The organism is Gordonia sp. GN26, from assembly GCF_054823965.1.
This window is the reverse complement of the sequence record NZ_JSYC01000006.1, coordinates 61,790-81,008: the sequence shown is the minus strand read 5'-3', so window position 1 is coordinate 81,008 and position 19,219 is coordinate 61,790. Positions and strand designations below refer to the sequence as shown.

Sequence of the window (19,219 nt, the reverse complement as noted above, 5' to 3'; positions counted from 1 at the left end):
CAGTCTCGTCCCTACACCCAGTACGCCACGCGGGCGCGGTAGTTGCGCATCACCAGCATGCCCAGAACCCAGCCGACGGCGGTGCATCCGAGGACGACGGCCCAGTGGTAGAACTCCACCGGCTCGCCGAGCAGCGGTCCGCGCGCGATCTCGAGGTAGTGGAACATCGGGTTCAGCTCGACCAGCTTCAGCCGCGACGAGGTCTCGCCGGTCGCGCTGCTCAGGCTCGACGTCGTCCAGATGATCGGCGTCATGAAGAACACCAGCTGTACCGCGGTGGTCAGGAGCTGGCCGATGTCGCGGAAGCGGGTCGACAGGATGCCGAAGACGATCGTCACCCAGACCGCGTTCAGTACGTACAGGCCGATCGCCGGGACGACGAGCAGAACCGTCCAGTTCAGCGGTGGTGTGAAGATCGCGAAGATGATCACGATGATCACCACGTTGTGGGCGAAGATGATCAGCGACCGCCAGACGACCCGGTAGACGTGCACGCTGACCGGGGCCGGGAGCTGTTTGATCAGGCCCTCGTTCTTCGCGAACACCTCCGCGCCGTCGAGGATCGAGGTCTGGATGAAGTTCCAGAAGATGAAGCCCAACGCGACGTAGGGCAGGAACACCTTGATGTCCATGCCGAACAGCTCGCCGTACAGCAGGCCCATCGCGGTCGCGGTGACGCCGGTGGCGATGGTGATCCACAGTGGACCCAGGACCGACCGGCGATACCGCTGCCTGATGTCCTGCCAACCCAGGTGGAACCACAGCTCGCGGCTGGCGAGACCGTCGCGGAGGTCCTTGACCGCACGCGCGAAGGTGCGTGACTCAGAACTCTCGGGACGCGCGGGTATCGCGTCGTCGTCTACTACCGCTGACACGAGGAGTCAGCGTACCCGCGCCGGGAGTCAGAGGTACTGGCCGGTGCTGTGCCCCGGACCGCCGCCGGCTCCGGGCATGCCCGGGGGCAGCGCGCCCTGACGCATCTGTTCGAGCTGTGCGCGGGCCGCCATCTGCTGGGCGAACAGCGCCGTCTGGATGCCGTGGAAGAGGCCTTCCAGCCAGCCGACGAGCTGGGCCTGCGCGATGCGGAGCTCGGCATCGGACGGCGTCTGCTCGTCGGAGAACGGCAGTGCCAGCCGCTCGAGTTCTTCGCGCAGCTCGGGGGCGAGACCCTCTTCGAGTTCGCGGATCGACGACTCGTGGATCTCGCGCAGCCGGTTACGCGACGCCTCGTCGAGAGGTGCGGCACGCACCTCCTCGAGGAGCTGCTTGATCATCGTGCCGATGCGCATGACCTTCGCGGGCTGTTCGACCATGTCGGCGACGCTCGTCGACTCCGACGACTCGTCGTCGGCCTTCGAACCGTCGGCGCCGGCGCCCACCACGATCACGTTGTCGGAGTCGCCCGCGCCGAAGGGGCTGCCGGGCATCGAACCGGGTCCTGGAGTGCCATCGATTGCCATGGTTCCCATTGTGCCCAGTCGCGCCGACCGAGACCTCGTCGGGCGCGCAGATCGTTCGCGTGCCGGCGCCGACCGGAGGCGGTGAACGGCGGGAGCAGAGGCGTCTATCCTCGTGCCATGGCTTTCGACGTCGCCTATGTGCGTGGATTGATTCCATCGCTCGGCGACGGCTGGATTCACCTCGACCCGCAAGCGGGCATGCAGGTCCCCGATTCGGTCGCCACGGCGGTGACCACCAGCTTCCGTCATCTCGCGGCGGCCCCCGGTGGCGTGTACCCGTCGGCCCGTGCTTCCGCGGACGTCACCGACAGCGCTCGACGCGCGATTGCCGATCTCGTGGGCGGCGACGCCGCTGGAGTGGTCCTCGGTCCCTCGCGCTACTCGCTGCTGGCCTGCCTCGCCGAGGCGCTCTCCCCGCACGCCTTTCTGCGCGGCGACGTGGTGGTGACCCGGCAGGACGACGAGCCGAACATCGTCCCGTGGGTCCGCGCGGCCGAACGATATGCCGGCCGTATCCGGTGGGCCGAGGTCGACGTCGAGAGCGGCGCGCTGCCCGCATGGCAGTTCGGTGACCTCATCACCCCCGAGACCGAGGTCGTCGCGGTGACCCTCGCCTCGTCGACGACCGGCGCCATCACCGACATCAGCGAGATCACCCCGCTGGTCCGCGAGGCGGGCGCACTGTTCGTCGTCGACGCCACCAATGCCGCGCCCTACCTGTCGCTCGACATCCACGAACTCGGGGCCGACGTCCTCGTGGTCTCCGCCGAACGCTGGGGCGGTCCGCGCATGTCGGCGATGGTGTTCCGCGAGCCCCAGGTCATCGACCGTCTGCGGCTGATGTCGATGGATCCGGCCGCCAAGGGCCCGGCACGACTCGAGCCGGAACCACACCCGGGGTCGATGCTTGCCGGAGTGGTGGCCTCCGTCGAGCACATCGCCGGGCTGGACGAGGACGGCATCGGCAAACGCCGTCGGCGTCTGGTCACGTCACTCGACGGTGTCTACGAGTACCTGCAGCGTCTCACCTATTACCTGGTGACGACGCTGACCCAGCTCAACCACGTCAACGTGGTCGGCACCGAGGAGAACCGGGTGCCGCTGGTGAGCTTCACCGTCGACGGAGTCAGCGCCGACAAGGTGGTCCGCAGGCTCGCCGACAACGGCGTGTGCGCGCTCGCCGACGTGCCCAACCGAGCGCTGGTCCGGATGGGCGCCCCCGACTTCGGCGGTGCCGTCACCGTGGGCCTCGCGCCCTATTCGACGCCGTACGAGGTCGACCACCTGGTACGGACCCTCGGTTCGCTCGCCTAGGCCCGTCTGCAGCGTTTCTGCACGTAATTCACTATCGCGCGCACAAAATTAACCACCGTGTATGTTGGCAACCTGTGTCGGGAAAACAGGAAGATCCAGCATCAGGTCCTCCACGGTCGCTCACCTCAGCGGAGGCCGAGAGCTGGCTCAATCTCGTCGACGGCGGGTGGGCCCTCTTCGCATGCGTCAACGACGAGTTCGTGAAGCGCGGAATGGCGTTGTCCGACCTGCGCATCCTCGAGGCGATCTCACAATCGCCGAAGCTGGGGGTCAGCGAGGTCGCCGACACCGTGCACATGCGGGTGAGCACGGTGTCGCGCATGATCGCGCGGCTCAGCGACGTCGGCGACGTCGAACGCCTCGAGTCCAAAGCGGACGGGCGGCACCGACTCGTCCGCCTCACCGAACAAGGCCACCGAACGCTCGCCACCCACGTCTCGCTCCGCGACCGCGTCATCCGCAGGTTCGTCGTCGACGCGATGAGCCCCGACGAGTTCGCCTGCCTCGGCACCGCATTCCGCAAGATCCGGGAGGCGGTTGACGCCGCCGAGCAACCTGCCGCCCCCTGAGGGCTCGTTGACCGTCAGCCCCCTTCGCCCACCCAACCACCGGTCGACGTCAACCCGACCGGCAGACTTCGATCGACGTCTGCCGGTCGAGTTGAGGTTCGGCGGTCGGGCTCCGAGGTGAGGGTCAAGGCGACAAGCCGCGAAGGGCCCGCTCAGTCGATCGTCAGCAAGACCTTTCCGATCGCGTCGCCGCTGTTGAGGTGGTCGTGCGCGGCGGCGGCGTCGGCGAGCGGGAAGGTGCGGTCGACGACCGGCACGACCTTGCCGGATTCGATCAGCGGCCAGGTGCGGCCGACCGTCGCGGCGACCACCTCGGCCTTGCCGCCGGGTCCGTGGACGGGACGCGCACGCAGCGTCGTACCCATCACCGACAGCCGCTTGGCGAGCAGCAGGCCGATGGGGAGTTCGGCTTTCGTGCCGCCCTGCATACCGATGATGACCAGACGGCCGTCGGTGCTCAGGGCCTTGATGTTCGATGTCAGGTACTTGGCGCCGATGATGTCGAGGATGACGTCGGCGCCGCCGTTCTCCTTCAGGATCGCGGCGAAATCGTCACGCGTGTAGTCGATCAGGATCTCGGCGCCGTACTCGCGGCAACGGTCCAGCTTGGCCTGGGTGCGGGCGGTGACCGCGACCCGGGCACCCATCGCATGCGCGAGCTGCGTCGCGTGGGTGCCGATGCCACTGGACCCGCCGTGGATGAGGAGGAGTTCGCCGGTGGTCAGTCCCGCGGTGTCGAAGACGTTCGACGACACGGTGCACGCGACCTCGGGCAGCGCCGCCGCCGACACCAGGTCGACCCCGCGCGGAACCTGCATCACCTGCTCGGCGGGGACGGCGACCTTCTCGGCATAACCCCCACCGGCCAGCAGGGCGCACACCTCGTCGCCCACCGCCCAGCCCGACACCTGGTCACCGAGCGCGGAGATCCGCCCGGACACCTCGAGGCCGAGCGTCTCCGAAGCACCGGGCGGCGGCGGATAGTTACCGGCCCGCTGGAGGATGTCGGCGCGGTTGACCCCGGCAGCGACCACGTCGATCACCACTTCGCCGGCAGCCGGCGTCGGGTCGGGCACGTCCTGCACGGACAGGTTCTCGGATTCGACGACGATGGCTTTCACCCTGTCGATGGTTCCACACCGACGGTCGGGCCGGTGCCGGGTCGGCGGCCGGGTCGAACCGGTGTCGCCTCGACGTCGGTAGGCGGACAATGGGCCCATGTCCACTGCGTTCTGGATCATCATCACCGTGGTTGCCATCTGCACCGTCGCCGGCGGGCTGCTGCGGATGCAGGCCTGGCTGCGGAAGCCGGCTCCACCCGAGGTGATCGAGGCGGCGCGGCGGGAGCGCGAAGCCGAGGAGGACTGACCGGGCGCGGTGCCGTTGACCGGATGAGTGCCGACGCGATGGGGTGGTGACGGCCGATGTCCGTGTTTCACGTACTCTTGCTGGTCAGGGAAGCGTGGCAGAGCGGCCGAATGCACTCGCCTTGAAAGCGAGCGTGGGTAAAACCACCGGGGGTTCAAATCCCTCCGCTTCCGCCAGGATCGTCGTGTCGGGCCCTCGCGAATGTGTACGTGAGGCACGACACGACCTGCGGCGTCCTAAGATCTTCGCCGTGCAGTTCTCGCGGTTCATCGCCATCGGCGACAGTCAGACAGAGGGTCTGGGAGACCCGCACCCGGAGTATGAATTCCGCGGCTGGGCCGACCGCCTGGCCGAGCGGATGGCGGCGCTGAATCCGGATCTGCAGTACGCCAATCTGGCCATCCGCGGGAAGCGGACGCGGCAGGTGCTCGAGGATCAACTGGAGTCGGCGCTCGCCCTCGAACCCGATCTCATCGCCGCGCCGCTCGGTATGAACGACGTGATCGGCCGCTCCGACCTCGCCCAGGTCCGCGCCGACCTGGACACGATCTATCGGCGACTCGCGGATTCGGATGCGACGGTTATCGTCTCGACCTTCCCGAACATCGTCCGCACCATCCCGTTCGCCGCTCGCAAAGAACACCGGTTGCTGGAGCTGAACGAGATGAATCGCGAGTTCGCCGCGACCTACGGCTTCCTTCTCGTCGATCTCCATGCGGCACCGGTGCTGACGGACCCACGGTCGTGGTCGTCGGACCGCCTGCACGCCTCGCCGTTCGGACACGAGCGGTTCGCCGACGCCGCAGCGCACGCCCTCGGCCTGCCCGACGCCACCGACGACTGGGGCAATCCGCTGCCACCTGCGCCGGTTCCGCATCCGGTGGCGGCCCTCGTTCGCGACACCCGGTGGGCGGTCGAGTTCTTCACGCCGTGGCTCATCCGCAAACTCCGTGGGGTCTCTCTCGGCGACGGTCGCGAGCCCAAGCGGCCGTCACTGACCCCGATCGTCGTCCGCGAACTCTGATCTCCCGGACCACAATTCGGTGTGGGCGGTCCAGGGGAACTCGTCCGGTGTCGCCGCGAACGGCGGCGTCTGCGCGGCCTCTGTCCGTGCGTGCGGTGAGATCACGTCGACGACCATCTCGGTGAGGCGGGTGGGGCCCATGACGGTGGTGTCGGCGACGACGTGCCGGTAGCGCCGGTCGCCCGGCTCGACCCCTGGATGTTCGTGCGTCCACTGCTCACGTAGGGAGGGTTCGTCGTCGGCGTCGGCGAAAGCGATGGGCGGGACCTGTGGAAACCGTTCTGCCACTGACTCGATGACGCGTCGTTCGTCAGCGGGACGGATGAAGACGGTCAGGAGTGGCTCTCGAGTGGACACCGCTCGACGGTAGGTGTCAGGGCGGCGTGTCCGCATCCGGGTTTCCCCTGAACAGTGCCCCGGGAGAACCACCGTCACTGCGGCAGTGTAACTCTCAGATGCCGAGCGAAGAAGCGGCCGGCATCCTCACCCGCGTGCGGCGGAACCCCGGTGTGCCCGCCCATGTTCGCCTGCAGGGTCTTCTCCTGTGAGCCGAGGGCATCGAACAGTTCGAGGGCTCGTTGACGGTCGTTCCAGGCATCGTCCCACTGCATCAGGACGTGCACCGGGACGTCGACCTTGCGGGCCTCCTGCAGTGTGGCGCGCGGTAGGTAGCTGCCGGCGAAGAGTCCGAGGGCGGCGATACGCGGCTCGACCAGGGTGAGGCGTACGCCGATCGCGGTCACACCACCCGAGTAACCGACCGGGCCGTCGACGTCGGGGAGAGTGAGCAGCGCGTCGATGGTCGCCTGCAGCTCCGGCACCGCCCTGTCGACGAGCGGGAGCACGAGCCGGTCGATGATGTCCTCGGTGACCGGTCGTCCGGCCGCCAGTGCAGCGCGGAGTTCGGTGCGGGCGTGATCGACGTCGGGTAGCGGGTCCCGGTTACCGCTGCCGGGAAGTTCGATCGTGGCGGTCGCGAATCCACTGGTCGCGGCGCTGCGCGCCCTGGCCTCGAGTCGAGGGTGCATACTCTGCAGCCCGCCCGGGTGGCCGGCGAGGATGAGTGGAGCAGGTGTCGTGGGAGGCGTCCACAGCGTGCCGGGGATGCCGTCGATGGCGAAGCCGCGTTCGAGGACGCCGTCGTCGAGGCGTCGTTCGGTGGTGAAATGTGCGGGGGAGAATGGCATGGTTTTGTCCTTGGGAGTGCTCGTCTGCGGCGCTCCCGGACGACCTATCGCCCGACCGTGACCCCTGCGAGGAGCACCCACGTCGAATCGTTCACGGGTACCACCTCCTCGTCCTCGGCACAGTCTCCGGTCAGCATAACCCCGCGCACCCGTGGTTGGTGTCGGCCCGCGCGTGCCACTAACTTGAACGCGAGTGAGAGGTGTTCCATGAGTATCGACGGATTCACCGTTGCGTCGTTCAACGTCAACGGGATTCGGGCGGCGCGTCGACGCGGTTTCGACGATTGGCTGGCGCAGCGCAATCCCGATGTGGTGGGTCTGCAGGAGTTGCGGTGCGGAATCGACGACGTCGGAGAGTTCGCCGGCTACACCGCTGCCGTCGACGTCGGCACCATCCCAGGCCGGAACGGCGTCGCGATCCTGACCCGCAGCGCACCCGCCGCGGTGCGTACCTGGCTGACGCATCCCCCGAAAGCACGCGGCCTGAACGCCTTCGCGCTCGAAGGACGGTACGTCGAGGTCGACCTGGCGGACCGGCCGCTCACCGTCGCCAACATCTATCTACCCAAGGGTGGTCTGCCCGCGGAGCTGCAGCGTCCGGGGTCGATGCGGGAGAAGCCCGACGGCGGCGCCAAACATGCACGCAAGCAACGGTTCCTGGGGGCGTTCGCCCGTGAGCTGCAGCGCAACCGGCTCGAGGCACGACGTGCGGGGCGGGAGTTCCTGCTGCTCGGCGACCTCAACGTCGCCCATCTCGAACACGACGTCACCAACTGGCGTGCGGCGCGCAAGATGGAAGGCTTTCTGCCCGAGGAACGGGAATGGTTCGGGCAGATCACCGGACCGCGCCGCCTCGTCGACGTGGTACGCGCCCTCCACGGCGACCGTCCGGGGCCGCTGACCTGGTGGAGCTGGGCAGGGGAGTCCTTCGTCAAGGACGTCGGCTGGCGCATCGACCACCATCTCGCGACGCCCGGGCTCGCACGTCGGGCGCGGTGGGTCGAGGTCGACAAGGAAGCCGCACCCGAGATGCGGCTCTCCGACCATGCGCCTCTGGTCGTGGAGTACGCCGAGGTCGACGACGTGCAGCCGGCGTCCTCGGGCGGTCTGGCCCCCGCAGGTCCTCAGCTCGGCTGATAATCTCCCGCCGGTGACGAGCTCTGCACCGACCACCCGCGACGGACTGGGCGCGCGCCTGCTGTTCACCCTGGCGCTCCTGTCGGCGACCGCACCGATCGCGACCGACCTGTACCTGCCGTCGTTCATCGAGGTCCAGAACGCGTTGCACACAGACGCCACGCATGTGCAGCTGACGCTGACCGCGTTCCTGATCGGTGTGGGCGTGGGCCAGGTCATCTGGGGACCGATCTCGGACCGGTTCGGTCGGCGACTCCCGCTCGTCATCGGCTCGGCCGGTGCGGTCATCGCCGGTGTGGTGGTGGTCGCGGCACCGAACATCGAGGTGCTGATCGGCGCCCGATTCGTGCAGGCGCTCGCGGCGGCATCGGGAATGGTGATCGCCCGCGCGGTGATCGCCGACCTCCTCCGCGGCTTCGCCGGTGCGCGGTCGATGACGCTGATGATGAGCATCCAGAGTCTCGCGCCGGTCGTCGCACCGCTCGTGGGAGGTGTTCTGGCGGGGCATGTCCCGTGGCGCGGCGTCCTCGCGGTGATCCTGGCGACCGCAGTGCTGCAGTTGATCGGCGCGGTCACCTCGGTGCCGGAAACCCTGCCGCAGGAGAGTCGTGCACCGCGGCTCCGGTTCGGGGACCTGCTCGGTCGGTTGAGGCGCCCGGCATTCATGGCCTATGTGCTGACGCAGGCCTTCGCGTTCGGGGCACTGATGGCGTACATCTCCAGTTCGTCGTTCGTCTACCAGAACGTCATCGGGACGTCGGAGTTGGTGTACGGCTGCGCCTTTGCGGCCAACGCTCTCGGAATGATGGGTGGCGGACTGATCTCGTCGAGGTTGGCGCGGCGGCACATCCATCCCGCGACGACCATCAAGTGCAGCCTGCCCGTACTGATCCTCGCCGCATTCGGGGTGCTCGGCGCGGCGGTGTCGCCGGTGCCGGTCCTGCTCGTCGTCCCGCTGTTCGTGCTCGCCACGGCGATCGGCTTCATCTTCGGCAATGCGGCCGCTCTTGCGATGGAACACACCCACGACGCCGCCGGCGCCGGCAGTGCCCTGCTCGGCGGGATCATGTTCCTCGTCGGCGGGGCGCTGTCCCCGCTCGGCGGCCTCGCCGGTGACGACACCGCGGTCCCGATGGCCTGCATCATGATCGCATCGTCGATCCTCGCGGCCGTCTGCTTCACGATCGCCCGGCGGTACGTCGTCCGTAACCCGGAATCCGAGGCGGCGTTCGCGAGCGTGTGACCCGAGCCGCGGGGTTCAGACGACGGTGAGCACCGCCTGCAGGTACTCCCACTCCATGTGTCGGTCGGTGATGTACCGGTCGGCGAGCTCGGCGATGGCGGTGTCGAGTTCGGCGACGCGGGCCGGGTCGTCGGCGATGTTTCGGAAGGTCACGATCGTCGGGCCGTAGTGCGCCTTGAAGAACTCGCGGAAGGCGGCGCCGTCGGGGAATGCGTCGATCGTCACGGTCGTGGTGGTGAACCGGTGATCGGTCACGCGGCCGTCGAACAGGGATCGCACGTGGTCGGTGCTGCCCCAGAGCGGACCGGGTTGTGCACCGGGAGGCGGTGGCGGTGCATATGGCTTCATGTCGCCGAACAACTCGCCGATGAAACCGGTTGGCGTCCAGTTGATCAGGCCGATCCGTCCGCCGGGGCGGACGACGCGGGCGAGTTCATCGGCGCACTTCTGGTGGTTCGGCGCGAACATGACGCCCACGCAGGAGGTCGCGATGTCGAAGGCGTCGTCGTCGAACGGGAGGTCCTCGGCATCGGCGGTGCGCCAGGTGATGCCGAGATCCTTGTGTCGGGCCTCGCCGGTCTCCAGCAGCTCGGGCGTGAGATCCGTGGCGACGACGTGACCGCCGGCTCGGGCCGCGGGCACCGCGACGTTGCCGGCACCGGCCGCGACGTCGAGGACCTTCTCTCCGGTCTGGATGTGCAGCGCGTCGACGAGACGCCTGCCCAGAGGCGCGATCAGATCGGCGACGGCGGGATAGTCGCCCGCCGCCCACAGCTTGCGGTGCTTGGCCTTGATCTCGGCGTCGAACGGGGTGGGGTGGATCGTGGTCATGGTGAATCCTCGTGCTCGTGGTGTCTTCGGACATCTCGAGCTTCTGCCGTCCCGGCCACTTCTCTCCAGACCAACATCTGTACCGGAGCCGGTTCACATTCTGTACTGGTCAACGGGGTGCGGTGGGTGTGTACTTGGAGTCGACGACGTGAGGGAGGATTGCGATGACGTCGTACGGACAGTTCTGCCCCGTTGCGAAGGCGATGGAGTTGCTCGACGAACGCTGGACGATTCTGATAATTCGCGAAATGCTTCTGGGGAGTAGGCATTTCAACGAACTTCGACGCGGGGTGCCGAAGATGTCACCGGCGCTCCTGACCAAGCGATTACGCAGTCTGGAACGCGCCGGGGTGGTCCGCAGATCGGAGGTCGGTGGTCGTTCGGTGTACACCCTGACGGCCATGGGGCAAGAACTCATGCCGGTGGTGGATGCGCTGAGCGAGTGGGAATTCGCTGGGTCGGTGAGCTCGGCGACGCCGACCTCGATCCTCACCTGCTGATGTGGGACATGCGACGGACCATTCCGATCGACCGCTGGCCGCGTCGAAGGACCATGGTGCAGTTCGTGTTTCGCGATGTGATCGGCAAGTCGCGATCCTGGTGGCTGGTCGTGTCGGCCGGCGACGCCCAGGTATGCGACTTCGACCCGGGGTACGAGGTGGACGCAACGGTCGAAACGGACCTGCGGACTCTCACCGAGATCTGGCGCGGAGACACCGACTGGCGCTGTGCGCTCACCGAGAGCCGTGTCGACATCCACGCGCTCGCCGACGTCGCCCGCGAGATCCCGTCATGGATCGGGCAGGGCCTCTCGGCGGCCATCCCGCGTCCCGCGTGAATCAGCGCAGTCCGACCGACCGCATCAGGATCGGCCAGGAGACAGCCAGCTCGTCCTTCCAGTAGCCCCACTTGTGGGTGCCGCTGGGTCGCAGGTTGGAGGTGTACGGGATGCCGAGGCGCTTCAGGCGATTGCTCATCTGCCCGGTGCAGGTCCAGCTGCCGAACTCGCCGATCATGCCCTGGAGGGTCTCGTCGATCGGGTCGGCGAGCAGGTTGTTGTACTTCCCGGGTAGACCGTTGCCCGACGACATATAGATGGTCTTGCCGCGCAGCTTCTCCGCGTTGACGTAGGGATCGTGGGCGCTCCACTCAGGGTCGCCCATCGGGCCCCACATGTTGTCCGCGTTACCGCCGCCGCGGCTCACGTCCCACCGGGTGAGCAGCTGGTTCTGGGGGCTTGAGATGTTGGCGCAGTCGCTGTAACCGGCCACCCCGCTGTAGAGCGCCGGGCGGCGTGTGGCGAGTGTGAGGGCCGCGACCCCGCCCATCGACGCCCCGGCGATGGCGTTGCGACCGTTGCCGCCGAATTCCCCGTCGATCAGCGGGGGCAGCTCCTCGGTCAGGAACGTCTCGTACATGTACTTCTTGCCGACGCCGGGATCGACTGCGCGCCAGTCGGTGTAATAGCTGTGCGGATCGCCGACCGGTGTCACGACGTTGAGCTTCTCGCCGGCGGCCAGCTGCTGCAGGTCCGTCATCGCGTACCAGCCGGACTCCTCGTCGTGCGCTTCGGCGCCGTCGAGCATGTACAGCGTGGGTCGTTTGGCGTCCCCGGCCGCATGCTGGACGTCGACGGTGATCTCGCGGCCCATCGACGGCGACCAGATCTTCAGTCGCTCACGGCCGTCGAAGGCGGTGGTCGAGACGATGCGGGCGGTGTCGTCGTCGGCGACGGCGGACGGGACTCCCGGGCTGAGTGTCAGTGCGAGAAGCGACGCCCCGACCACGGCCAGTGCTCCGGTCAGCGTGCGGTGTCGTCGCATGCGGCAGCCCCTGTCGTCGGTCGGCCAATCCGTCGAGTATGGGGCAGATGTGACGCAAGGGGCAGATGTTGTGATCGGATCGCAACGACAGGTGGTGAATGCGCCCGCCGCGGCCACACCCCTAGGCGATGTCGCGCCGCAGCGTCGTGTACCGGCCGATCACCGCGAACACGGCGATGTAGGCGAGCATCACGAGAGCGCCGGCCCACTGCGGGAGCAGATCGCCGGCACCTTCACCCATGCTGGCGTAGAAACTCGTGCCGACCAGGGCGTCGGCCGCGGAGCCGGGCAGGAACTTCGACACCGACGCGGTGGCGTCGAACGCTGCCAGGGCGAGTCGGGCGATCGGTTCGACGAGCTGGGTGAACGCCAGCAGGATGACGATTGCGGCCACCTGATTGGAGACCACCGCGCCGAAGGCGACGCCAAGCGCCGTCCACAACACCATCACGAGCATCGACAGGACGATGACCTCGATGGTCGACGCGTCGCCGAGGTACGCGCCGTCGCCGACCAGGGCGAGGAGCGGGGCTGCCGTGGCCACGACCGCCAGTGTGCCGAGGATGCCGTACAGCGCGCCGATCGGGATGCCCGCGATCAGCTTCGCCAGCAACAGGACTCCGCGTCGTGGCTCCACCAGGAGGCTGGCGGTGATGGTCTTGTGGCGGAACTCGCCCGTCATCGCCAGACTGCCGATGACGAGCGCGAAGACGTAACCGATCGGTGAGGTCAGCGCGTAGATCGAACGGGCGAGGTCGCCGCCGGAGAGCAGCACCGGCTGGTTCATCGCGCTCTCGGAGTTCAGTGAGAAGGCGAGCACCGCACCGATGAAGGCCAGATACCCGACCATCGCGACGAGCAGCACCCACCACATGCGAGTGGAGACGAACTTGCGGTACTCCGCGACCAGCGCCGCCCTCATCGCACAGCTCCCATCGACGGCGTGGCCGAACCGGTCAGTTGCAGGAACACGGTCTCGAGATCGGCTCCGGCGTCGGAGAGCTCGTGCAACTCGATACCGGCACCGAAGGCCGCGGAGCCGACGGTGGCGGTGTCGACGCCGTGGACGCGGAAACCTCCGGGGGCGTCCTCGATCTGCCAGTTGCGCTCGCGCGCCAGTGCCACGAACGACGCGGGGCTCGGGGTGCGGACCCCGACCGCGTGAACGGCCAGGCCCTCGAAGTCGGCCAGCGTCGACGCGCGGATCAGCCGACCGTTCCCGATGACCACCACGTCGTCGACGGTGCTACGCACCTCGGCGAGAACATGACTCGACAACAGCACCGTCCGGCCCTCGCGGGCCAGCGACCGCAGCAGCCCGCGCAACCACACGATGCCCTGCGGATCGAGGCCGTTCGCCGGCTCATCGAGGATGATGACGCGCGGATCACCGAGGAGCGCGGTCGCCAGACCCAGGCGCTGGCGCATGCCCATCGAGTAACCGCCGACGCGGCGATCCGCGGCCGCGGTCAGCCCGACGTAGTCGAGGACCTCTTTGCACCGTGCCGTCGAGACACCGACCTGTGGTGCGAGCGCCGTCAGGTGGCCGAGCCCCGTGCGGCCCGGGTGAAAGCTCGACGCCTCCAGAGCCGCCCCGACCTCTCGTGCGGGCCGACGGATCTGGCGGTACGGGCGGTCGCCGATGAGTGCGCGTCCTGCCGTCGGCTCGACGAGCCCCAGCAGCATGCGCAGTGTGGTGGTCTTGCCCGAACCGTTCGGGCCGAGGAAACCGGTCACGCGCCCCGGCGCGACCGTGAAGGACAGATCGTCGACCGCGGTGACCGCGCCGAAGCGCTTCGTCAGCCCATCGATCGTGATGGCGGGGGAGTTCAACGTCGTGTCACAACCAATCGCGGCGTCGGAAGGAGAGGTAAAGACCCAGCACGACAACAACTATCAAACAGATGCTCATGATGAAACCGGAGTTGGCGAGATACCCCGGGAACGGCACGTTCTGTCCGTAGAAGCCGGTGATCGCGGTCGGTACCGCGATGATCGCGGCCCAGGCGGTCAGCTTCTTCATCACGGTGTTCAGTCGTGCGTCGGCGAGCGTCAGACTCGTCTCGAAAACGGTGGTGATCATGTCCCGCAACGATTCCGTCCACTCGGTCGCGCGCAGGGCGTGGTCGTAGAGATCGGAGAAGTGGGGATCGAGTTCGGGCGGCGCGTGGTTCTCGAGACGGCGCCGCTGGATGCCGGCGATCACCTCACGCATCGGCAGGACCACCCGACGCAGCACGACGAGGTCCTTGCGTAGATCGTAGGTGCGTCGCTGCAGCTCCCGGCCCGGGACGCGCTCGTCGAAGAGCAGTGCCTCGAGGTCCTCGATCTCGTCGTCGAGGCGCTGCACCGCGTCGAAATGCCCGTCGACGACGACGTCGAGCAGGCCGTGGACGAGCGCGCCCATGCCGTGTTGCGTCGCGCCGCTCTCCGCCCAGCGGCGGACCACCTCGTCCATGTCGAAGTCCGGCGTCGGGCGCACGGTGATCAGGACGTTCCGTTTGATGAAGATCGAGATCCGGTGGAGGTCGAACATCCGGGCGCGACCGTTCGCCGACGGCCCGAAGTTCGTCGTCGGCTGCTTCTCCGCGGCGTCGTCGGCCTCGGGACCGGCGTCGCCGTCGTGCAGGGCGATCGCGTAGACCATGACGAACGTGTGGCCGGAGTACATCACCGTCTTCACGCGTTCGGCTGCCGCCACGGTGTCCTCCACCGCGAAAGGGTCGAGGTCGAGTTCGGCAGCGACCCTCGACAGGGTCTCGTGGGTGGGGCACTCGAGGTCCGCCCAGATGAGGGTGTCGGGATCGTCGGCATCGAGACAGTCCGAGATCGCGTCGATGTCGAAGCCGTCCACGGCTTCGCCGCCGCGCCACAGCTGGCCGCGTACCCGCTCGTTCGCGTGTTGTCCGGTACCGGCCTCGGCGGAATCGGTCATGCCCACATCGTGACAGCCCGGCCACCCGCGGGAGCCCAGGTGAGGAGATCACGGTCACCCAGGCGTGTCGGAAACCGCGGGTAGCATCGGAACCGGTGTTTGCGGAAACGGGGGCGCACCGATTCTCCCAGGTAAGGCGGCAGTGGCATGGTCGAGAACGGCTCGAGAGGGCAGGGGCGGATGCCTGCGCGCAGCAGTGAGCAGATCCGGGAGTGGTGCGACCGGTCGGCCCTGCCGGGTGAGCGCCGCGAACTGTCCGACACCGCCGCGCTGCTCGTCGCAGCCGGTTACCTGACTCCCGGGGGCCGCGCGATCGTGGTGCGGCGGATCTCCACCGGCCGCCCGATGCCGACGGTCCCCGCCGGTTTCGGTGACCTGCGCCGCCTGCAGCGCGCGATCGTCCAGCTCGAACACCAGCTGTCCAACCCGGTAGTGCCCAGTGTCGTCGGCGCGGTCATGCGCAACCGGCTCAACGGTCTCCAGCGGCGCCGCGACGACGCACGCAAGCACATCGTCACCGCCAAGGGCGTCCTCGCGTCGGGAACGCGAGCGATCCGCCGCGAGCGCCGCGAGAACATTTACCTCGAGATCGAAGAACGCGAGCGGCTGTTCTCCGGCCTGCTGTGCACGCCGACCCCCAACGTCAACTCCTCGGGCTATGTTCGGCGCGCGGGCACCGCGGCCATCGACCGCATCGCCGGCGTCGTCGGGCAGGTTGCCGCGAAGTCGGGCAACCCGCAGGCCGGGCAGTGGGCCGATCAGCTACTGACCAACGGTCGCGACGCCGCGCAGGCGGGCGCCCCGCGGTCGGCGACCTTCGTCGACGGCTACGAGACCCTGCTGTTCATCGCGGGCCACTACTACGACCGCATCGTCGGCAATCCCGCGTGGCGTTCGGATCACTTCGAGGTGCAGCGCACACAGGTCAACCTGCATGCCGAGCTGGCCGAGATCGCCGCCGACGTGATCGCCCTCCGTGCGGTGCGCATCGACCTCGACCGCGCGAAGCGCAACGGCGGATTCGATCGCACCTTCGCGGCCCAGATAGACCAGCGGGAGACGACGCTCCGCCCGGTGTGGAGTGAACTCATCAATCGCGTCCAGGCCCTCGGCGAGGTCGCGCACGTCGTCGAGTCGGCGGCCGTCGAACTCCAGGTGCTTGCCGAGTACAACAAGGCGATGACCCTGGATGACCGCATCGACGCGCTGGTTGCGCGGTCGGGTGACCGGGAGATCTCGGTCGACAACGCCAAGCGTCTCAGCGAGCAGGTGCGCAGCGGTGAGGAGCAGCTTCGGATCTACCGGGATGTGTTGCAGGGCAACATCGCCCGGATCTCGCCGGCTGTACCGCGGGAGCTACCGGCCCGTTACGAGCCGTCGTGACCAGGCCTTGAGATAGTCCTTCTCGCCGGGGCTGAGGCGTCGTAGCGTGTGTTTCTCCACGTCGACGACGGCCATCTGGGTGCTCGCCACGCAGGCCGGGCGGCTCGCCGGGTCGGCGTGCGCACCCCGGATCTCGTAGCCGATGGTGAAGTCGACCGAGCGGAAGTTCTTGATCCACATGCCGATTCGCAGTGGCGAGTCGTCGTGTCGGAGTTGGGCCTGGTACCGGATGTCGACGTGGACGATCATCGCGCTGGTGATCAGCGGGGCGTACTCCTCACCGGCGCTGAGGAGCCATGCGATGCGCGCCTCTTCCATGAGGGTGACCATGCGCGCGTGGTTGATGTGCCCGAATGCGTCCATGTCCGACCACCGGACCCCGACCTCGGCGACGAACGCGTATCCGTCGTCGGCGAGCCCGCCGTCCTCGACATCGGTCTTCGCTGCGTTCATCGTCGACTTTCGCTCGGGGACAAAGAATGTGTGGCCCTTGGTATCGGATCGGCCACTTTCGGCACGTCTCGCCGTGCCGACCGGCAGGTAGTCTGACAGTCTAGATGTCCGCCACGTGTCCGGAATGTTCGGCGCGGAGCAGTTGTATGGCGAACGGTGACTTCCGGTGCGGTCGGGGTTCTGCCGGGTAGGGAGTTTGACGTGATATCGAGGCGTTTGATCGCGGGTCTCGCCAGTCTGGTGTTGGCGGCTGCGCTGACCCCCGTGGTGGCCCAGGCGGCACCGCGCACGACCGAGCCGAAACCGGTCGCGCGTATCGCGAAGACCGTGAAGCTGAGTGCGCAGCGCACCGATGTCTGGGTGTACTCCCCGGCCATGAAGGACCGCATCCGCGTCTCCGTCCTCACCCCGCCAGGCGCAACGGGTCCGCGATCGACGGTGTACATGCTCGACGGTGCCGGCAACTACAAGGACGTCAGCGACTGGATCACCAAGGGCCGTGCCGGCCGGTTCTTCGCCGACAAGAACGTCAACGTGGTGCTCCCTGCCGGAGCGTCGGGCACCTTCTACACCGACTGGAAGCGCAAGGACGCGAAGCTCGGCAAGCCGATATGGGAGACGTTCCTGACCAAGGAGCTGCCCCCGCTCGTCGACGAGCGGTTCAACGGCAACGGGCGCAACGCGATCATCGGTCTGTCGATGGGCGGGCAGGCGGCGTTCGCGCTCACCGTCCGGAACCCGGCGATGTACACCGGCGTCGCGTCGCTCAGCGGCTGTCCGCCGGTGTCGGGGCCGTTCAACGAGGCGTATGTGCGCTCGACGGTCGGCCGTGACGGCGGCGACGCGACCAACATGTGGGGACCGTTCGGCTCGGCCGGATGGCGCGCTCACGACCCGACTCACCATCTGGACAAACTCCGCGGGAAGAACATCTTCCTCTCCGCCGGGTCCGGGGCCATCGGTCCCCTGGACCTGCAGCGCCGGATCGACCCCGAAGAGGGCACCCGCGACGTCGTGACGGCTTCGTCGTCCGCGCTCGAACTGGGCGCCTACCGCTGCTCCCTCGAGTTCGCGGTCACCCTGCGCGCCGCACGCATCCCGTACACCGACGGCTTCCGGCTCATCGGTACCCACACCTGGGGTTACTGGGAGCGCGACCTCGAGGTCGCGTGGCCGACCATCGCGCGCGGTCTCTAGGCGCGGGGTCCGCCCCAGTTCTCGGCGAACGCCAAGAAGACGTCACCTTCGACGGCGTTGGTGACCGTCACGCGCACACCGTCACCGTCGAACGGGCGGATCACCACACCGGCGTCGACGCCGGCACGCGCGAACTCCATCGCCGCGTCGCCCAGATCGAGCCAGACGAAGTTGGCCTGTGAGTCGGGCACCCGGTAGCCGGCCGCCCGCAGCCGCTCGGTCATGCGGGCGCGTTCGGCGACCACGGCGTCGGTCCGGGCGACGAGCTCGTCCGCGGCCTCGAGGCTCGCGAGCGCGGCCGCCTGGGCGACGCTGCTCACCGAGAACGGCACATGGACCTTGCCGAGTGCGGTGATCACCTCGGGGTCGGCGATCGCATAACCGACGCGCAGACCGGCGAGGCCGTACGCCTTGGAGAAGGTGCGCAGAATCACGAGATTCGGGAATTCGCGACGCAGTTCGAGCGCGTCGTAGGCCTGGCTCTCCGGCAGGCGCAGGTACTCGAAGTACGCCTCGTCGAGCACGACGAGGATGTCCGACGGCACCTTCTGCAGGAAGGCGCGGAGGTCGGCTGCCTCGACGACGGTGCCGGTCGGGTTGTTCGGGTTGCACACGAAGAGGAGCCGGGTCCGGTCGGTGACGGCGGCGGCCATCGCGTCGAGGTCGTGAGTCAGGTCGCCGGTGAGCGGCACCTGTACCGGCGTCGCCTCCGCGACCCGCGTGGCCAGCGGATAGGTCTCGAACGAACGCCAGCCGAAGACCACCTCGTCGCCGGGGCCGCTGGTGATGTTGATCAGGTTCTGGCAGAGGATGACCGATCCGCAGCCCACCTGGACCTCGTCCTCGGTGACGCCGAGTTTCTTGGCGAGCGCCGCGGTGAGTTCGACGATCCCGTTGTCGGGGTAGCGGTTGACTCCGGCCGCGGCTGCGGCGATGGCGTCGACGACGCTCGGGAGCGGACCCTCGGTGACCTCGTTGCTCGCGAGCTTCACGGCCCCGGGAAACGTCTTGCCCGGAACGTAGACGGGAAGGGTGTCGAGATCGGGGCGGATTCGCAGGCTCACCAGACCAATGTAGGCCGACCCGTCAGAGGGGCAAAAACCGGCTCTGACCAAACGGTTTGCTTGTGGACGCGGCGGGTGTGTAATCTTTCGTCCGGCAGTTCGAAAGGACTCCGCCAAGGAGGCGTGCCAGAGCGGCCGAATGGGACTCACTGCTAATGAGTTGTCTCGCTAAAACGGGACCGGAGGTTCAAATCCTCTCGCCTCCGCCACCGCAGTCGGCCGACGGCGGTA

The 19,219-nt window shown here is 67.8% G+C and carries 20 protein-coding genes, 2 tRNA genes and 1 pseudogene; 11 read left to right on the top strand and 12 right to left on the bottom strand.

Annotated features, from left to right (window positions below):
• Positions 1 to 11: 11 nt before the first annotated feature.
• A complete protein-coding gene (gene wzm / locus OK17_RS01405) occupies positions 12 to 875 on the bottom strand; it encodes a galactan export ABC transporter permease subunit Wzm/RfbD (RefSeq protein WP_232717446.1) in 864 nt (287 codons plus the stop codon).
• 27 nt (positions 876 to 902) lie between these two features.
• On the bottom strand, positions 903 to 1,460 hold the full coding sequence (locus OK17_RS01400) for a bacterial proteasome activator family protein (protein WP_232717444.1): 558 nt from the start codon (positions 1,458 to 1,460) through the stop codon (positions 903 to 905).
• Positions 1,461 to 1,577: 117 nt separating this feature from the next.
• Between OK17_RS01400 and OK17_RS01395 the strand changes: the two genes are divergently transcribed.
• Positions 1,578 to 2,774: a cysteine desulfurase-like protein gene (locus OK17_RS01395; RefSeq protein WP_461416451.1), complete on the top strand. Its 1,197-nt coding sequence runs from the start codon at positions 1,578 to 1,580 to the stop codon at positions 2,772 to 2,774.
• Between the two features lie 74 nt (positions 2,775 to 2,848).
• Positions 2,849 to 3,343, top strand: coding sequence for a MarR family winged helix-turn-helix transcriptional regulator (locus OK17_RS01390; RefSeq protein ID WP_461416450.1), 495 nt, complete (start codon positions 2,849 to 2,851; stop codon positions 3,341 to 3,343).
• Between the two features lie 152 nt (positions 3,344 to 3,495).
• Here OK17_RS01390 and OK17_RS01385 read toward each other — a convergent pair whose 3' ends face one another.
• Positions 3,496 to 4,464 carry an NAD(P)H-quinone oxidoreductase gene (locus OK17_RS01385; RefSeq protein ID WP_461416449.1) on the bottom strand — a complete coding sequence of 323 codons (969 nt, stop codon included), beginning with the start codon at positions 4,462 to 4,464 and terminating at the stop codon, positions 3,496 to 3,498.
• 97 nt (positions 4,465 to 4,561) lie between these two features.
• Between OK17_RS01385 and OK17_RS01380 the strand changes: the two genes are divergently transcribed.
• From OK17_RS01380 to OK17_RS01370, 3 genes are all read left to right on the top strand, one after another.
• Complete coding sequence (locus tag OK17_RS01380) at positions 4,562 to 4,711, top strand: hypothetical protein (protein WP_162904420.1); 150 nt, start codon at positions 4,562 to 4,564, stop codon at positions 4,709 to 4,711.
• Between the two features lie 88 nt (positions 4,712 to 4,799).
• A tRNA-Ser gene (locus OK17_RS01375) sits at positions 4,800 to 4,887 on the top strand.
• A gap of 74 nt (positions 4,888 to 4,961) precedes the next feature.
• A complete protein-coding gene (locus OK17_RS01370) occupies positions 4,962 to 5,735 on the top strand; it encodes an SGNH/GDSL hydrolase family protein (protein WP_461416448.1) in 774 nt (257 codons plus the stop codon).
• Here the strand turns inward: OK17_RS01370 and OK17_RS01365 are convergent.
• Positions 5,703 to 6,092 carry a hypothetical protein gene (locus tag OK17_RS01365; protein WP_461416447.1) on the bottom strand — a complete coding sequence of 130 codons (390 nt, stop codon included), beginning with the start codon at positions 6,090 to 6,092 and terminating at the stop codon, positions 5,703 to 5,705. The genes OK17_RS01370 and OK17_RS01365 overlap by 33 nt on opposite strands.
• 74 nt (positions 6,093 to 6,166) lie before the next feature.
• Complete coding sequence (locus tag OK17_RS01360; protein WP_461416446.1) at positions 6,167 to 6,922, bottom strand: dienelactone hydrolase family protein; 756 nt, start codon at positions 6,920 to 6,922, stop codon at positions 6,167 to 6,169.
• 207 nt (positions 6,923 to 7,129) lie between these two features.
• Between OK17_RS01360 and OK17_RS01355 the strand changes: the two genes are divergently transcribed.
• Positions 7,130 to 8,059, top strand: a complete 930-nt coding sequence (locus OK17_RS01355; RefSeq protein ID WP_232717434.1) for an exodeoxyribonuclease III — start codon at positions 7,130 to 7,132, stop codon at positions 8,057 to 8,059.
• A 13-nt stretch (positions 8,060 to 8,072) separates the two neighbouring features.
• The gene (locus tag OK17_RS01350) at positions 8,073 to 9,302 is read left to right on the top strand and encodes a multidrug effflux MFS transporter (RefSeq protein WP_461416445.1); all 1,230 of its coding nucleotides are present in this window, start codon (positions 8,073 to 8,075) and stop codon (positions 9,300 to 9,302) included.
• Between the two features lie 15 nt (positions 9,303 to 9,317).
• Here OK17_RS01350 and OK17_RS01345 read toward each other — a convergent pair whose 3' ends face one another.
• Entirely contained in the window at positions 9,318 to 10,133 is an 816-nt protein-coding gene (locus tag OK17_RS01345; RefSeq protein ID WP_461416444.1) for a class I SAM-dependent methyltransferase, read from the bottom strand.
• Between the two features lie 164 nt (positions 10,134 to 10,297).
• Here OK17_RS01345 and OK17_RS01340 point away from each other — a divergent pair.
• Positions 10,298 to 10,971: pseudogene (locus OK17_RS01340) on the top strand (winged helix-turn-helix transcriptional regulator).
• A gap of 1 nt (position 10,972) precedes the next feature.
• Here OK17_RS01340 and OK17_RS01335 read toward each other — a convergent pair.
• The 4 genes from OK17_RS01335 to OK17_RS01320 all read right to left on the bottom strand — a co-directional run bounded on the left by OK17_RS01335 (position 10,973) and on the right by OK17_RS01320 (position 14,891).
• Positions 10,973 to 11,956 carry an alpha/beta hydrolase gene (locus tag OK17_RS01335; RefSeq protein ID WP_461416443.1) on the bottom strand — a complete coding sequence of 328 codons (984 nt, stop codon included), beginning with the start codon at positions 11,954 to 11,956 and terminating at the stop codon, positions 10,973 to 10,975.
• A gap of 121 nt (positions 11,957 to 12,077) precedes the next feature.
• Positions 12,078 to 12,878, bottom strand: coding sequence for an ABC transporter permease subunit (locus tag OK17_RS01330; protein ID WP_232717427.1), 801 nt, complete (start codon positions 12,876 to 12,878; stop codon positions 12,078 to 12,080).
• Positions 12,875 to 13,789: an ABC transporter ATP-binding protein gene (locus OK17_RS01325; RefSeq protein ID WP_232717425.1), complete on the bottom strand. Its 915-nt coding sequence runs from the start codon at positions 13,787 to 13,789 to the stop codon at positions 12,875 to 12,877. The genes OK17_RS01330 and OK17_RS01325 overlap by 4 nt, the downstream gene beginning before the upstream one ends.
• A gap of 7 nt (positions 13,790 to 13,796) precedes the next feature.
• Positions 13,797 to 14,891 (bottom strand): magnesium transporter CorA family protein, encoded by a 1,095-nt coding sequence (locus OK17_RS01320; RefSeq protein WP_461416442.1) that lies wholly within the window; start codon positions 14,889 to 14,891, stop codon positions 13,797 to 13,799.
• 147 nt (positions 14,892 to 15,038) lie between these two features.
• On the opposite strand from OK17_RS01320, the gene OK17_RS01315 reads away from it, so the two are divergent.
• Positions 15,039 to 16,274, top strand: coding sequence for a hypothetical protein (locus tag OK17_RS01315; RefSeq protein ID WP_461416441.1), 1,236 nt, complete (start codon positions 15,039 to 15,041; stop codon positions 16,272 to 16,274).
• Here the strand turns inward: OK17_RS01315 and OK17_RS01310 are convergent.
• Entirely contained in the window at positions 16,248 to 16,727 is a 480-nt protein-coding gene (locus OK17_RS01310; RefSeq protein ID WP_461416440.1) for an acyl-CoA thioesterase, read from the bottom strand. The two genes, OK17_RS01315 and OK17_RS01310, sit on opposite strands and share 27 nt — an antisense overlap.
• A gap of 204 nt (positions 16,728 to 16,931) precedes the next feature.
• Between OK17_RS01310 and OK17_RS01305 the strand changes: the two genes are divergently transcribed.
• The gene (locus OK17_RS01305) at positions 16,932 to 17,924 is read left to right on the top strand and encodes an alpha/beta hydrolase (protein WP_461416459.1); all 993 of its coding nucleotides are present in this window, start codon (positions 16,932 to 16,934) and stop codon (positions 17,922 to 17,924) included.
• Here OK17_RS01305 and hisC read toward each other — a convergent pair.
• Positions 17,921 to 18,988 carry a histidinol-phosphate transaminase gene (gene hisC / locus OK17_RS01300; protein WP_461416439.1) on the bottom strand — a complete coding sequence of 356 codons (1,068 nt, stop codon included), beginning with the start codon at positions 18,986 to 18,988 and terminating at the stop codon, positions 17,921 to 17,923. The two genes, OK17_RS01305 and hisC, sit on opposite strands and share 4 nt — an antisense overlap.
• 117 nt (positions 18,989 to 19,105) lie before the next feature.
• Here hisC and OK17_RS01295 point away from each other — a divergent pair.
• A tRNA-Ser gene (locus OK17_RS01295) sits at positions 19,106 to 19,197 on the top strand.
• Positions 19,198 to 19,219 lie beyond the last annotated feature (22 nt).

Coding starts and splice junctions, on each gene's coding strand:
- OK17_RS01400 (WP_232717444.1), bottom strand. CDS start 1,460: ATGGCAATCGATGGCACTCCAGGACCCGGTTCGATGCCCGGCAGCCCC.
- OK17_RS01395 (WP_461416451.1), top strand. CDS start 1,578: ATGGCTTTCGACGTCGCCTATGTGCGTGGATTGATTCCATCGCTCGGC.
- OK17_RS01380 (WP_162904420.1), top strand. CDS start 4,562: ATGTCCACTGCGTTCTGGATCATCATCACCGTGGTTGCCATCTGCACC.
- OK17_RS01360 (WP_461416446.1), bottom strand. CDS start 6,922: ATGCCATTCTCCCCCGCACATTTCACCACCGAACGACGCCTCGACGAC.
- OK17_RS01355 (WP_232717434.1), top strand. CDS start 7,130: ATGAGTATCGACGGATTCACCGTTGCGTCGTTCAACGTCAACGGGATT.
- OK17_RS01345 (WP_461416444.1), bottom strand. CDS start 10,133: ATGACCACGATCCACCCCACCCCGTTCGACGCCGAGATCAAGGCCAAG.
- OK17_RS01335 (WP_461416443.1), bottom strand. CDS start 11,956: ATGCGACGACACCGCACGCTGACCGGAGCACTGGCCGTGGTCGGGGCG.
- OK17_RS01330 (WP_232717427.1), bottom strand. CDS start 12,878: ATGAGGGCGGCGCTGGTCGCGGAGTACCGCAAGTTCGTCTCCACTCGC.
- OK17_RS01320 (WP_461416442.1), bottom strand. CDS start 14,891: ATGACCGATTCCGCCGAGGCCGGTACCGGACAACACGCGAACGAGCGG.
- OK17_RS01315 (WP_461416441.1), top strand. CDS start 15,039: ATGGTCGAGAACGGCTCGAGAGGGCAGGGGCGGATGCCTGCGCGCAGC.
- OK17_RS01310 (WP_461416440.1), bottom strand. CDS start 16,727: ATGAACGCAGCGAAGACCGATGTCGAGGACGGCGGGCTCGCCGACGAC.